The sequence below is a fragment of the Nonlabens marinus S1-08 genome (genome assembly GCF_000831385.1).
In the GTDB taxonomy this organism is placed as follows: Bacteria; Bacteroidota; Bacteroidia; order Flavobacteriales; family Flavobacteriaceae; genus Nonlabens; species Nonlabens marinus.
This window is the reverse complement of sequence record NZ_AP014548.1, coordinates 2,823,548-2,838,103: the sequence shown is the minus strand read 5'-3', so window position 1 is coordinate 2,838,103 and position 14,556 is coordinate 2,823,548. Positions and strand designations below refer to the sequence as shown.

13 protein-coding genes are annotated in these 14,556 nt (G+C 37.1%); 11 read left to right on the top strand and 2 right to left on the bottom strand.

The window, feature by feature from the left end; genetic code table 11:
• Positions 1 to 3 precede the first annotated feature (3 nt).
• The 11 genes from NMS_RS12980 (at position 4) to NMS_RS12930 (ending at position 12,331) form a co-directional block, all read left to right on the top strand.
• Positions 4 to 1,212, top strand: coding sequence for a glycosyltransferase (locus NMS_RS12980; protein ID WP_041497240.1), 1,209 nt, complete (start codon positions 4 to 6; stop codon positions 1,210 to 1,212).
• Between the two features lies 1 nt (position 1,213).
• Positions 1,214 to 1,981 carry a glycosyltransferase family 2 protein gene (locus NMS_RS12975; protein WP_041497239.1) on the top strand — a complete coding sequence of 256 codons (768 nt, stop codon included), beginning with the start codon at positions 1,214 to 1,216 and terminating at the stop codon, positions 1,979 to 1,981.
• On the top strand, positions 1,974 to 2,870 hold the full coding sequence (locus NMS_RS12970) for an NAD-dependent epimerase/dehydratase family protein (RefSeq protein WP_041497238.1): 897 nt from the start codon (positions 1,974 to 1,976) through the stop codon (positions 2,868 to 2,870). The genes NMS_RS12975 and NMS_RS12970 overlap by 8 nt, the downstream gene beginning before the upstream one ends.
• Before the next feature lie 163 nt (positions 2,871 to 3,033).
• Positions 3,034 to 3,780: a glycosyltransferase family 2 protein gene (locus NMS_RS12965; RefSeq protein ID WP_041497236.1), complete on the top strand. Its 747-nt coding sequence runs from the start codon at positions 3,034 to 3,036 to the stop codon at positions 3,778 to 3,780.
• Positions 3,781 to 4,719 (top strand): NAD-dependent epimerase/dehydratase family protein, encoded by a 939-nt coding sequence (locus tag NMS_RS12960; protein WP_041497234.1) that lies wholly within the window; start codon positions 3,781 to 3,783, stop codon positions 4,717 to 4,719. It abuts the gene before it with no gap.
• Positions 4,716 to 5,684: an MraY family glycosyltransferase gene (locus NMS_RS12955; protein ID WP_041497233.1), complete on the top strand. Its 969-nt coding sequence runs from the start codon at positions 4,716 to 4,718 to the stop codon at positions 5,682 to 5,684. Before NMS_RS12960 ends, NMS_RS12955 begins: the two co-directional genes overlap by 4 nt.
• Positions 5,677 to 6,816 (top strand): DegT/DnrJ/EryC1/StrS family aminotransferase, encoded by a 1,140-nt coding sequence (locus NMS_RS12950; protein ID WP_041497232.1) that lies wholly within the window; start codon positions 5,677 to 5,679, stop codon positions 6,814 to 6,816. Before NMS_RS12955 ends, NMS_RS12950 begins: the two co-directional genes overlap by 8 nt.
• A 104-nt stretch (positions 6,817 to 6,920) precedes the next feature.
• The gene (locus NMS_RS12945; protein ID WP_041497229.1) at positions 6,921 to 7,103 is read left to right on the top strand and encodes a hypothetical protein; all 183 of its coding nucleotides are present in this window, start codon (positions 6,921 to 6,923) and stop codon (positions 7,101 to 7,103) included.
• A gap of 83 nt (positions 7,104 to 7,186) precedes the next feature.
• On the top strand, positions 7,187 to 9,142 hold the full coding sequence (locus tag NMS_RS12940; protein WP_041497228.1) for a polysaccharide biosynthesis protein: 1,956 nt from the start codon (positions 7,187 to 7,189) through the stop codon (positions 9,140 to 9,142).
• 109 nt (positions 9,143 to 9,251) lie between these two features.
• Positions 9,252 to 9,947, top strand: a complete 696-nt coding sequence (locus tag NMS_RS12935) for a polysaccharide biosynthesis/export family protein (protein ID WP_231862402.1) — start codon at positions 9,252 to 9,254, stop codon at positions 9,945 to 9,947.
• Positions 9,947 to 12,331: a GumC family protein gene (locus NMS_RS12930; protein WP_041497227.1), complete on the top strand. Its 2,385-nt coding sequence runs from the start codon at positions 9,947 to 9,949 to the stop codon at positions 12,329 to 12,331. The genes NMS_RS12935 and NMS_RS12930 overlap by 1 nt, the downstream gene beginning before the upstream one ends.
• 40 nt (positions 12,332 to 12,371) lie before the next feature.
• Here NMS_RS12930 and NMS_RS12925 read toward each other — a convergent pair whose 3' ends face one another.
• Positions 12,372 to 13,097: a tyrosine-protein phosphatase gene (locus NMS_RS12925; protein WP_041497226.1), complete on the bottom strand. Its 726-nt coding sequence runs from the start codon at positions 13,095 to 13,097 to the stop codon at positions 12,372 to 12,374.
• Positions 13,094 to 14,488: a tetratricopeptide repeat protein gene (locus tag NMS_RS12920; protein WP_041497225.1), complete on the bottom strand. Its 1,395-nt coding sequence runs from the start codon at positions 14,486 to 14,488 to the stop codon at positions 13,094 to 13,096. Before NMS_RS12920 ends, NMS_RS12925 begins: the two co-directional genes overlap by 4 nt.
• Positions 14,489 to 14,556: the final 68 nt, after the last annotated feature.

The following is a 14,556-nucleotide window of genomic DNA, read 5'->3' as shown; positions in this document are numbered from 1 at the left end:
GATATGAAAAAGAGCGTTTTAATTTTAAGTTCTATATATCCCGCGGAGGATGTTGACAAAGAATTTACACCAGTTGTACATTATTTTGTAAGAGAGTGGGTGAAGCAAGAACACAATGTTATAGTTATTCATAATCAAGCATTTTATCATGAAATATTTCACCTCGCAGCAAATCTTTTTAGTAAGATAATTGCAACCTTCACAGGTACTAACATTCCATCAAAACGTCTACACAAGCCTAAAAATTTTAATTTAGAAGATGTAAGGGTGTTTAGGATTCCAATATTCAAAAAAATTCCAAGATCAAGGTTTAGTAGTTTCAATATTGATCAGCAAATTCTTAAGATTTCAAAACTTCTGGAATCTACGAACTTCAAACCTGATATAATTCTAGGGCATTGGTTGAACCCTCAGTTGGAACTCATAGCTAAATTGAAATCAATCTATCCTCAGGCGGCAACTTGTTTGACTTTACATTCAAATGGGGGTGATATTCTTAGGCTTTATCCAGACAATTATGCCTTCTTAATGACAAAAATAGACAAATGGGGTTTCAGATCACGTAGCTTGAAGGTTGAATTTGAATCTTGTTTTGGTCAGATTAGAAACACTTTCATTTGTCCATCTGGAATACCAAGGGACTTCATAAACTTAGAGTTTGAAAAGTCTTTTGAAAAAAAATTAAGATCATTTATTTTTATTGGATCTCTTATTAAACGGAAATATCCGGTGATTTTAATAGAAGCATTGATGCAAGTATATCCGAAAATAGATTTTAGTTTGGAATATGTTGGGGAAGGTAGAGAAGCTAAAAAGATTGATGATTTTATCAAATCAAGAAATTTAGAGAACAATATTACTCGTCATGGATATGTTAAAAGATCTTTAGCACGGCGTCTATTGTTAGACTCACACTGTTTCATAATGATTAGTAAAAACGAGGCATATGGTCTTGTATATCTCGAGGCTATGTCATCTGGTTGTATAACTATTGCTGCAAAAAATGAAGGTTTTGATGGTGTAATTGAGCATGGTGTTAACGGGTTTTTGTGTAACGCAGGGGATTTGGATGAGTTAACTAGTTTAATACAAGAAATAAATTTGATGTCCATTGAGCAAAAGAAATTGATCTCAAGAAACGCGATGGCTACTGCTTCAAAATTGACTGATGAAAATGTTGCACTTAATTACTTAAACACAATTTCTCAGTAAGATGAAAATCTCAATTATCACAGTTTGTTATAACAGCTCAGCCACAGTACGTGAGACTTTTGAATCGGTAAAGGCACAGGTTTATGATGATATAGAATATATTGTAATTGATGGTGCCTCGAACGATGGAACTCAACAAATTATCGAAGAGTATGATCACATAATAACTAAGTGGGTTTCTGAATCAGATAACGGATTGTATCACGCTATGAACAAAGGAATACAATTGTCGACTGGTGATGTCATCGCGATTTTAAATTCAGATGACATATTTAGAGATAAGCATACAATTTCAATTGTTGCTGAAACATTCGCTGAAAATCCTACGGCAGATTCTATATTTGCTGATATCTATTATGTAAGTCAAAATAATACGGACAAAATAGTTAGGAACTGGAAATCAGGTAAGCAAAAGCCGTTTAGTAACGGCTGGCATCCTGCGCATCCGACATTTTACGTGAAAAGCAGTTTTTATTCACGGTACGGATTATTTAATTTAGATCTAAAACTAGCTGCTGATTTTGAAATCATGTTAAGGTTTCTAGAGAGAGAGAATCTATCAACAGTTTATCTAAATCAACCCCTAGTTAAAATGAGATTGGGAGGAGCTACGAATCAAAGTTTGAGTAATATTTACCATCAAAATTTAGAATGTCTAAAAGCTTTTGAAATTAATGATATTAGGGTGAATAAATTATTGTATTTATTTTATCGACTGTTGCCCAAGTTAAGGCAATTTTTTTTTGACAAGAAATCCCTAAATGAATAAAATATTAATCACGGGAGCTTCAGGTTTTTTGGGTAGAGATCTATGTAAAGAGTTCTCTAGCTATCAAGTTCATACGCTAGGTAGAAAAATTGAGAACGATATTGTTTGTGATCTTTCAAATAAGATCCCTGCGTTGAAGGAATGCTATGACTTAGTTATACACGCAGCGGGTAAGGCCCATTCAGTTCCAATTAATGAAGTTGAAAACGATTTATTCCTTCAGGGAAATCATCAGTCAACAATAAACTTATTAAAGGCTCTATCTACGAACTTGCCGAAAATGATAGTTTTTATCAGTAGTGTTGCTGTTTATGGTGTTGAGGAAGGAATAAATATAAATGAGGAATTCAAGTTGAAAGGTAATAGTCCATATGCTTTAAGTAAAATTCTTGCAGAAAAAGAGCTTGTAGCATTTGGCAAGAACTTTAATGTAGCTGTAGTATGCTTGAGGCTGCCGTTGATTTGCGGTGTTAATCCGCCTGGGAATTTAGGCTCTCTCATTAATGCTATAAAAAACGGGAAGTATGTTCGCTTTGGTAAGGCTCAAGCAAAAAAATCAATGATTGCGATTTCTGATGTGAGCTCTTTTATAAAGGCTATGCCTAAAGGTTCTAATGGAGTGTTTAATTTGACAGACGGTATAGATCATCAATTTTATGAGGTTGAAGATCATATAAAGGACGACCTTGGTAAGAATTATATCTTTAAACTTCCGTATTTTTTTGGTTTGTTAATAGCTAAGCTTGGTGATACTCTGAAAATACTGCCTATAAATTCCTCTAAGTTCAAAAAGATGAATTCTGATTTAACGTTTTCTAATGAAAAAGCACTTTCTGTTCCAGATTGGAAGCCTACTAATGCATTAAATTCCCTAAAACATAAATTATAGGCTACTTTAACTCTCTAAACTTGCTTGGTGTTAGGTGCGCTGATCATTCGTGGTTTATAACTGATATTAATATGAAACGTGAAAATACGGTAACAACTAAAAATTTATGATCTGTTAGGGCCTATTTGAAAATTATCTATTCTTTGAGAACTTTATTTAAAATATGAAAATATCGATTATAACCGTTTGTTATAATAGTATCTCCACGATCAATGAAACCATCGTGTCGGTAAGAAATCAATCCTTTGAAAATGTGGAATACATTATCGTGGATGGAAACTCCAATGATGGAACCCTTAAAATTATTCAGGATCATCCAGATACCATAAACACATATGTTTCAGAACCTGACAAAGGCCTATATGACGCTATGAACAAAGGAATATCCATGGCGACTGGTGATTTGATAGGGATCCTTAATGCAGACGACACCTTTCATCACGATACTGTATTAGAAGAGGTAGCTGCTTTTCACCATAACAACTCAATTGAAGCAAGTGTAGGAAACATCATACAGCATGATAAAACTGGTAAAGTAAAACGCGTTTACAGTGCAAAAAACTGGAATCCAGAAAAATTGAAAGTCGGATTTATGCCTGCGCATCCAGCTATATTTTTTAAGCGAGAGCTTTTTGAAAAATTTGGAAACTACCACCTCGATTTTACGATTGGGGCAGACTATGAGTTGATTACTAGATTCTTTTTGAAGAATGGTATAAGTTGGCAATACTCGGGAATCACAACCACATCAATGCTAGTAGGAGGTTTAAGCAGTTCTGGTATCTCTAGTTATAAGCTGATTTCTACTGAAATTGCCAAAGCTCTTTCGAGAAACGGGATCAAGTTTAGCAAGTTAAGAATCAATAACCGCTGGGTCTGGAAGCTTGTAGGGTTTATCAATAAAAAATAAATGTTGAATCACGATCAAATAATAATATCAGGTGCATCGGGTTTTGTGGGTCGACACATCCTTCCGTATTTAGTTGATAAAAATCTCAAAGTAATTTCACTTTCACGAAAGCGAACTAAAGAAAATACCCTCACTTACAACGATATACAAGAAAAAGACTGGAACAAAGCATCCGCATTCATTCACCTAGCGGGCAAGGCACATGATGTCAAAAATACCGCAGATCCTGAAGAGTATTTTAAAGTAAATAGGGATCTTACCATCGACCTATTTGATCAATTCCTAGCCAGCGATTGCAAGACTTTTATATTTCTGAGTTCAGTAAAAGCAGCAGCAGATCAAGTGGAAGGTATACTTACTGAAGAACACATCCCTAAACCCAAAACAGCTTACGGCCTATCAAAGCAAGAGGCAGAACAGTATTTGCTCAAGCATATACACCGCACCGATAAGAAGGTCATCATCCTAAGGCCTTGCATGATTCACGGCCCTGGAAATAAAGGGAACCTGAACCTTCTTTATAGTTTAGTGAAGAAAAATGTTCCCTACCCACTAGGGGGTTATCACAATCAACGTTCTTTCCTCTCTATTACAAGTCTTAAACAGGTAATTCTAGAATGTATTACACAACCACCAGCTTCCGGAATCTATAACGTGGCAGATGATGTGCCTTTATCAACCCTAGCACTAGTCCGTGTAATAGGCAAAGTGCTAAATAAAAAACCGCTTATACTTAAAGTGCCAGCATTCATTATGAACACGGTAGCGCGTGGTGGTACGCTTTTGAACCTTCCATTTAATAGCAATTCTCTGCAAAAGCTTACAGAGAATTATGTGGTTAGCAATTATAAGTTAAAAAAGGCACTTAATATTGCAGACCCATGGGACACCGCTCACGGTCTCGAGAAAACTATTGAATCCTTTGAATCAAAAGAATGACCTACCTTCTTGTTTTTTTACTTCTAGTCACTATTTCTTACGTGTATTATCGCATTGCAGATCGTTTCGATATAGTCGATAAGCCCAATCATCGCAGTTCCCATACGCTGACTACCATACGTGGTGGTGGGATTTTATTTTATGCTTCAATCTTTATTTATTTTATTTGGAGCGGTTTTCAATTGCCTTATTTGTTTTTGGGAGTTACGCTTATCGCAGTAGTTAGCTTTATTGATGATTTGCAACCATTACCTCCCATGCTGCGGTTGCCAGTGCAGTTTTTATCCATTGCATTAGTTTTAATAGAACTGGATTTAGGATACCCTTGGTTTGCCTTAGCAGCTTTGATCATTTGCGGAGTTGGATTTATCAATTTCTACAATTTTATGGATGGCATCAATGGTTTGACCGCTTTGTATTCATTGGTGGTAGTTGGTTCTTTTGTTTACTTCCATCAATGGGTACAACCATTGGTGGATTTTGACCTGCTGGTTTTTTTGGTTTTATCCATCCTTGTTTTTGCTTTTTACAATGTGAGGGGAAAAGCACTTTTCTTTTCTGGGGATGTGGGAAGCATCAGTATGGCGGTAATTCTTTTCTACTTGCTTTTCAAGCTTTATGCGTTGATTGAAGCACCAGCAATCGTATTGATTATTGGCGTTTACGGGATTGATGCGTGCATTACGATATTAAAAAGATTCAAGCTCAAGGAATCTATTCATGAGGCCCACAGACATCACATGTATCAGATTCTTGTGGATAAAGCAGGGCTTTCCCATTTGAGCGTTGCTATCATATATTGCGGCTTACAGATCGTTCTGTTTTTAATTTTTCTTGGGATTTATCAGATGAGTATTTTAGAGCAAGTCATCATTTCTTTCGTTACTTTGTTTGCCATGACGCTGGTTTATTTAAAATTGAACTATAAATTCATCCCAGAAACCTTGGGACTGAAAAATGCCTAAGCCTAAACAGATATACCTTTCCGCACTTAACTACGCTGCATTGAACACCCAATCGCAAGCAGGTAGGGAAGTGGGGTGCAAAGAGGTTTATCAAGATATAGAAGAGTTTGAAAAACGGTGTCAGCAAACTTTAAAAACAGACCGACCAGTCCTTGCGGTCAATAGCGGCACTGCCGCCATTCATTTGGGATTGTTGCTCGCGGGAATCACCGCTGGTGACCATGTCATTTGCCAATCCATGACCTTTGTTGCCAGTGTAAACCCGGTGTTGTACATAGGTGCAATTCCTGTTTTTGTAGATAGTGAGCGACAAACCTGGAATATGGATCCCGAGCGACTAGAGGAGGCTTTCCTTGATCTAGTCCGCAATGACAAGCGACCTAAAGCGATTATTCTTACGAGTATTTATGGAATGCCATATGATTATGGGAGAATTTTCGCTTTCGCGAAAGCGAACAACCTAACCATCATAGACGATAGTGCAGAGGCCTTGGGAAGCTCTTATAAAGATCTAAGCAATGGTACTTTAGGTGATTTTGGCATAATTTCTTTTAATAACAACAAGATCATCTCGACAACAGGAGGTGGTTTACTCATTTGCCCAGATGCAGCAAGTTATGAAAGAGGGAAATTCTTGGCCACGCAGGCTAAGGAAAACGAGCCTTTTTATCAGCACAAAGAAATAGGTTTCAACTACAGGATGGGTCACTTGAACGCTATGATGGGGCTGTCGCAAATTCCCCTATTGAGCGAAAGAATTACCATGCGTAAGCAGATGCATAATTTTTATCAAGATTCATTTCAACCTATTTCAGGAATCAGCGTCCATACAGCACCTGATGATGATTTTAAGTCCAACTACTGGCTAAGTGCCATCCTGGTCGATCCGTCAGAAGCGGGTGGAGTCACCAAAGAGGACTTGAGATTAGCACTTGAAGCTGAGGACATAGAATCCCGCCCCATATGGAAGCCTATGCACTTACAGCCGCTCTATTCAACCTATGCTTATTATGGAGGAACCGTATGTGAGGAATTATTTGAAAAAGGTTTGTGCCTCCCTTCTGGCTCCAATGTAACAGCTATCGATAGAAAGCGTATCGAATTAGCCATAAAAAATGTTTTAAAATATTAGTCGTATTGATATGCTTTGTATAAGTTATCTAATATATTTACTTTTAAATTTTGTTATAAAGCTGTCCATACGATAAGTAAAATAAATCAAACCATCACATGCTTATGAAACTTCAAAGAAACATAATATGCTTTGCAGCAATATTATTCAGTGCAACTCTATCAGCGCAGCCTCCTTTCGATGAGGGAGTTGATGATGTTCCAGCTGCTGCAATACCAGGTATAGCTTTAGTAATAGCAGTAGGATTAGCATTTGGTTTCAAAGCGGTGCGTACCAATAAAGACTGATTAATTACTTGATAATAACAAAGAGGCAGTGCTTCAACAGCATTGCCTTTTTGCGTATATTACATCGATTAAAATGATCTTAGGTGAAGTGGAGGTATTTTAGAGTTCGTAGCAAACAAATACTTTGGAATGAAGATAATCGGGTGAAGTTAAGAAACTTCAACTATCTTCCTAGATGGCTTGTTATCGCTATTGACTTAGCTATAGTTATTTTTTCTTTTTTCTTGTCATTTCTTGTGGTTTCAAATCTCAACGTGTCGTTTTATGATGTGCTGACGAGACCTCAAGAGTGTGTTTTCATATCCTTAGTTTATTTTGCCTCTTTTTTTATATTTTCTACCTATGCTGGTCTTATACGCCATAGTACCTTCGTAGATATTTTTAAGATCGCGATATCCTGTGGAGCTAGTGCTTTGTTTTTAAGTATCATTAGTTATTCTTACTACGGAATTTTTGAGAAAAAGATTTTTCTTTTTCCGTTTCTTTTAATTAATTCCGTATTGACGTTTGCTGGGATGTTGATGCTGCGACTTACAGTTAAATCCTTGTACTCTTTTATAATGAATATGGGTAGGAAGCGTCATAGGGTTCTGATATTAGGTGTCAATGATGATAGTATAGCCGTAGGTGAGGCATTGTCTATTGCAGACCATAAGAATTTTGTACTTGTAGGTTTTGTAAGTTTTAACAAGCGTTACAAAAAACTCAAAATCTTAGGAGTTCCCATTTTTAAATTTGATAATCTTTTTTTTGGATCGATCTTACCATTAAAGGTAAATGGATTAATTCTTGTCGGAAATCAATTGGACACTAGCGAAAAGAATAATATTGTCGATAAAGCCTTAGAGCAAAACCTTAGAATTTATCATGCTCCCTCAATTACCCAATGGGAAAATGATGCCGATGTCACAAGCAACATCAAAGAAATTCAAATAGAAGATCTTTTGGAGCGCCATCCTATAAAGCTTGATGATACACAAATCAATAGCTATTTGAACGATAAAACTATTTTAGTCACAGGTGGCGCTGGATCTATAGGTAGTGAAATAGTACGGCAAGTGAGCCGGTACAAACCGAAGCAACTACTCATTCTTGATCAAGCAGAGTCGCCTTTGCATACACTCGAGTTAGAGCTTCGACAACAATTCCCTGAGGTTTCTTATGAATTCATCCTCGCCGATGTTAGAAAAAAGAATAGACTGGAGAAGGTTTTTGAAGCCTACGAAGTTTCAGTTGTTTTTCATGCAGCTGCCTATAAGCATGTTCCGTTGATCGAACGAAACCCTACGGAAGCTATTCAGGTAAACATCATAGGCACCGTTACTTTAGCAGATTTGTCTGCACAATACGGTATTGATCGATTTGTAATGGTAAGCACGGACAAAGCGGTAAACCCTACCAATGTGATGGGTGCTACGAAGAGGGCCGCAGAGATGTATGTACAAGCATTGATGCAAGAACGCCAGTCAAACACAAAATTTATTACTACGCGATTTGGCAACGTACTAGGTTCTAATGGGTCTGTTATTCCACATTTTAAAGAACAAATCAAAAACGGCGGTCCAGTCACAGTGACTCATGAAAATATCATACGCTACTTTATGACCATTCCAGAGGCGTGTCAATTGGTGCTTCAAGCAGGGACCATGGGGCAAGGAGGAGAAGTATTTGTGTTTGATATGGGTAAGCCTGTGAAAATCATGGATTTGGCCAAAAAAATGATTAAATTATCTGGATTGATACCTGGAGAGGATATTGAAATATCTGTGATTGGTTTAAGGCCTGGTGAAAAGTTGTATGAAGAATTACTAAGCGATCAATCCACTACGTTACCAACACATCATGAAAAAATCATGAGGGCTAAGGACGATACGATGTTCTTAGAAGACGTTATGAATCTTATCATAGAAATAGCTGCGGCCGCTGAGCAATCTGATGATTTAGGTATGATTGGCAAACTGAAGGTTCTTGTTCCAGAATTCAAAAGCGAGAATAGCGTATACGAACTACTAGATTTACCATCTTGTTCTGATGAATGATTTCTTACATTTGCAAATTCAAATTTTAAAGATGTTCCATTTTCGTTTTTTACTAGTATACCTCTTAGCATTCTTTTTTTTATCTAGTTGTACCACTAAAAAGAAGATATTGTATTTTCAAGATATAGAGTCTAAAGGGAGTTATGAACCAGAAATTTATAAATCGATTATAAAGAATAATGATAGGTTGTCGATTATCGTAAGCAGTTCTGATATGACTACGGTTAGTCCATACAATAGACTTGTTCCTGGAGTTAATGACGCAAATGATTTTAGAGTAAATGGTCAACCTTTGCTCCAAGACTATCTTGTAGATAACAATGGATATGTAGACTTACCAAAACTGGGAAGAAGAAAAGTAGCTGGGAAGTCTCGTTTTGAGCTTGAAGAAGAGTTATCTAATGATTATCGAAAGTTTATTAAGGACGTCATTGTTAACATTAGAATCACAAATTTTAAAGTAACTGTTTTAGGAGAAGTTCAGCGTCCTGGAACCTACACCATTCCTGATGAGCGTGTAACACTTCCCCAAGCACTAGGTCTTGCTGGAGATTTGACGCTTTATGGTAAGAGAAACGATATTTTATTACTAAGAGATAGAAATGGCGTTCAAGAAAGCCATCAAATTGATTTGACTTCATTGGAAGTATTGGAAAGTGATCTATTCTACTTACAGCAAAACGATGTGTTGTACGTTGGACCGAATAATGCTCAAGTAAATGGAGCTTCTTTCAACCGTAATAACTCACTATACGTTTCTATAGCCTCAGTTCTATTATCTGTAATCATACTAATTGCTCGTTAATGCTAGATTTGAATACTACATCTACAACTCCTGATGAAAGCTTAATCCAACAAATTCAGCCTTATTTTAATAAGTGGTGGTGGTTCATTGTATCCTCATTAGTGTTATTAAGCGTTGCCGTAATTTATTTACGCTACTCCACGAATATTTATCAAGCGGAGGCTTCTATTCTTATCAAAGATACTCAAGCTGGGGGAGGAATTTCAGAGCTTGCTGCTCTTGGGGACTTGGGAATGCTGGGTAACAGTTTTAACAGTGTTGAGAACGAGATCGAAGTCTTAAGCTCTAGAAGATTGATGTCAAAAGTGGTAGAGGAGTTGAATCTGGATATTCAATATTTCAACGAAGGCAATGTGAAAACGTCGGAATCTTTTCAAAGCGCTAGTTTTAAAATTATAAAATCGTCAAACACTGACGTTATCGACCCTTTTCAATTTTATGTCCAGCGTATTTCGAGTACTGAAGTAAAATATTGGGAAGAAAACAGTGATGATACCCAAACTGCTATACTCGGAGAGCCAATACCTTTTGATCAAGAGGTTATTTTAACCATCTTAGATGCCAAAAGACCTATAAAGGAAACCGAAAGCAAGGAAGCTCCTATATACTTAATTAAAGTTTCAGGTTTTGAGTCCAGTGTCGTTCGATATGCCAATAAATTAACGGTAGATCAATCCGTTAAGAGAGGGAGTGTGATTGATTTATCTATTTCAGATCCAGTCCCCACAAAAACAGCTGCTATATTGAATCAATTGATCGTGGAGTACAATAAAGATGCTACCCAAGATAAAAATATAGTTGCGCAGAATACGGTGAACTTTATTGAAGATCGATTGGCTACTATTGAATTATCACTTGACTCGGTTGAGCTTAAAAAACAGCAATTTAAACAAGAAAATAGCATTTCGGATATCGTTGCTGAAGCGACCATGAACTTAGAGTCTAGTGCAGAATACACAGCTAAACAAATTGAAGCGCAAACCCAGTTGAGAATCGCTCGTGATCTGAGAACTTATCTTTCTAATTTGGGAGAGGATGATTATATTCCTGCAAACTTGACCTTAGATAGCGGCTCTATTAATCAATCGATTAACGAATACAATGAGTTGTTACTTACTTTAAACCAGCGAAGAGAGACCGCTACGGAATTGAATCCGTTAATCCAAGAATTGCAGTCTCGTTTGACGAAGTTGAAGGGGGGTATTTCAGCTTCATTGAATTCCTATATCCAATCTTTAGAAACCCGATTGGGTAGTATTTTATCACAAAACAACCGTCTTTCCAGAAGAATAGGAGAGGTGCCTAGTACCGAGCGAACGGCAAGAGATATTGAGAGAGATCAAACCATAGTAGAAGCGATTTACCTCTATCTTTTTCAGAAAAAAGAAGAAACAGCGATCAGCTTAGCGGTTACGGCTCCAAAGGCTAAAATTGTCGATAGCGCTTTAGTTGCTGATCAGCCCATATCTCCTAAACCTAGTATTATATTACTGGGAGCTTTAATCGTTGGGCTTTTGATTCCATTCGCTTTTATTTATCTAAAAGGATTATTTTATGATAAAATAGAAAACAGAAAAGATGTGACTAGAAAGTTACCTTCTGTTCCATTTTTAGGGGAGGTTCCTAAGTTAGCTTCTGACGAAGCAGATAAGATTGCGAAAAACGATAGATCTGTACTGGCAGAGTCTTTTAGAATTTTAAGGACCAATCTCCAGTATAAAATTGCAGCATTAGAAAAAACGGACAAAGCGCCTATAATCATTGTTACCTCTTCCGTAAAAGGAGAGGGGAAGACATTTGTTTCTTTCAATCTTGCCATGACCATGGCAAATTCTGGTAAAAAGGTGCTCTTACTTGGTGGGGATATTCGAAATCCACAGCTGCACCGTTACCTGCAAAAAGGCAGCAAAAGCTTAAATGGTGTTACAGAGTTCTTGGTATATCCAGAATACAAAGCGGAAGAATTTATTCATACCAGCGATGATAATGAAAACCTACACATTATGTTATCTGGTGCTATACCACCAAATCCAGCAGAATTGTGGCTAAGTGATCGTGTGGAGGACTTGTTAGATTATGCTAGAAATAACTACGATTTGGTAATTATTGATTCTGCACCATCGATGTTGGTCACAGACACCTTATTAATAAGCGATAAGGCAGACGTTACCGTTTATGTTTCTAGAGCCAATTACACTGAAAAACCTCTACTCGACTTTGTTAGCGACACCATTGAAAGTGGCAAGCTTAAAAATGTGGCGATAGTCTTGAACAACGTGAAGATTGCCAACTTTGGATATGGTAATAAATATGCCTATTCCTATGGTGTTGATCAAGATACCACATGGGAAAAATTCTTAAAAGCAATCAAACTTAAGAAGTAAAGTAGTAACTAAAGAGACATTTAAAACAGCCAGCGGTCTTTTAGGAGAACTGGCTGTTATGTTTTGAGATGGCTTGTCGAAACTGGTTGAATGTTTTTTTAGGTAGCTTAATATTTTTAAGCTTTTCTAAATGTTCTGGCTTGTGGGCATCAGTTCCTACAAAATCGTAGGCATGATTTTCTAGCAACTCTAAGGCCTTCGTCTTTGCATCATTCCCATAATGTCCTGATAAGGAAAGAAGGTTGAGCTGCAACTCACACCCTCTTTGCTTCAAATCCATCATTTCTGGAACACTTAAATACCTGTAGCGTTCCGGATGCGCAAGGATGGGTTTATATTCTTTATGATTCATTTCAAAAATCAATTGCTCTGCTTCAACTGGTTTTTGGAAGTAGCTAAATTCAAACAACAATCGCTTATTAGGTAACGTCAGAATTTCTGACGACTCCAACAGCTTTCCAAAAGCGCCATCCATCATGTACTCTGATGATGTACCTAAAAGGAAGCTGGATTCGTCTCCTAATAGCCTACAGGTTTCTTTGTAATATGTTGTTATGCTAGCCACATCATTCCCATAGTAATCTTCCATGGTATGTGGAGTGGTATAAACTCCTTTAAACCCTAACTCTTTATAAAGCCGGATCATCTCTTGCGTCGTCTCTAAATCCGGTGCTCCATCGTCAATTCCTGGTAGCAAGTGGTTGTGTATATCCACAATGCCTTCCAGCAAATCAGCTATGAAATACTTTTTGCTAAAAAAAATCATTTAGACGCGTACTTCAATAATAAATCCTGCACCTCCATGGCACTGTAAACAGAAGGATACAATTCTTCTAAAATAATAACATACTCAGGATCTGCCTTTAAGGCATTCTGTAAGTGAAACCGGCCTTTTACCGTTTCGTTGAGCATGTAATAGGCTCCAGCTATTCGGTATTCCATCTCTACATGTTCTGGATAGAACTCTAAGCCATGATTTAAGTTAGAAACTACCGCTTCAGTTTCTCCTAAAGCTAATAATATGTCCGCTCTAGAAGTCCAGGTCTTCTCTTCGTAATTACCAAGTTCTATAGCCTTACGATAGCCGTATTCCGCTTCTTCAAAAAAGTTGAGTCGCTTATTCAAATCGGCATAACGTATCCAGTATAACGCGTTTTCTCCATCTACCTCCACCGCTTTCTCGATATAACTTAAAGCTTTCGGGTAATTTAGGTTTTTAGAATAGTAATCAACAATTGCGATCCACCCTTTATCCAACAACGGATCTTCGTTAATAGTCTTTTTGAAATATTTTAAGGCAAGCTCTTTATTTCCTAGTTTATTGAAACACTTTCCTAATCTTAAGTAAGCAAAGGAAGTAGGGTCGTCTAATTCTAATGTGATTTGATAATTCTCTATCGCCTCATTATAACGACCTAGTTTTTCCAAGACTTTACCTTTTTCAAGATAAGCGCCGATGAATGTATCGTCTGAGATAATAGCAAATTCAAAAGCAGCAAGTGACTTCTCATACATTTTCAAGTCAAAATACTGTTTACCTACTTGATGCCACGCCACCTCGCAATACGGATTGTCGTTTAAGAACATGTTCAAAAAGTCAATCGCCTGCTGGTTTTCTTGTAAAAAGTCGAAACAGTAAATGATATTGTATAAGGCAGAATAATCGAGTTCGTCCAACTCTAAACACTTCATGAAATTAAGCTTTGCATTGGAATAATCCTCGATAAAGAGAAATTCCATTCCTATCAGACTGTAAACGTCTGCCTGATCATCAGTCAATTTTAAAGCTTCATTCAACAATTCAATAGCCTTGTCGTGTCCTTCTGTCTTAGAATAGATATTGGCCTTCTGGATGTATATTTCAGAGTTTAGAGGTTCTAAATCGTGCAATTCATTAAGCAACTCATGTGCGGCTTCAAACTTATCGTCAAAAACCAACATTTCCGCATGGAACAATCTTAAGTTGACTGAGGCGGGATGCTGATTGATAGCTAGATGTATCGCTTTGCGAGCGAGTGCCATTTTCCCTTCATCCAGATAATGTTCAATGATTTCTTCAAACTCATCGCTGTCAAAGAAACCAACTTCGTTAGTTTTAAGCATCAACTCAAACTTGTCAATGCTCATCTCATCGTCATTATTAAGGTTGAATTCCATAGGCCGAATTTTTATTGATTCGCTTCTTACTAAGTTCAAAATTATTGCCAAAGTCTCGCAACTTACCC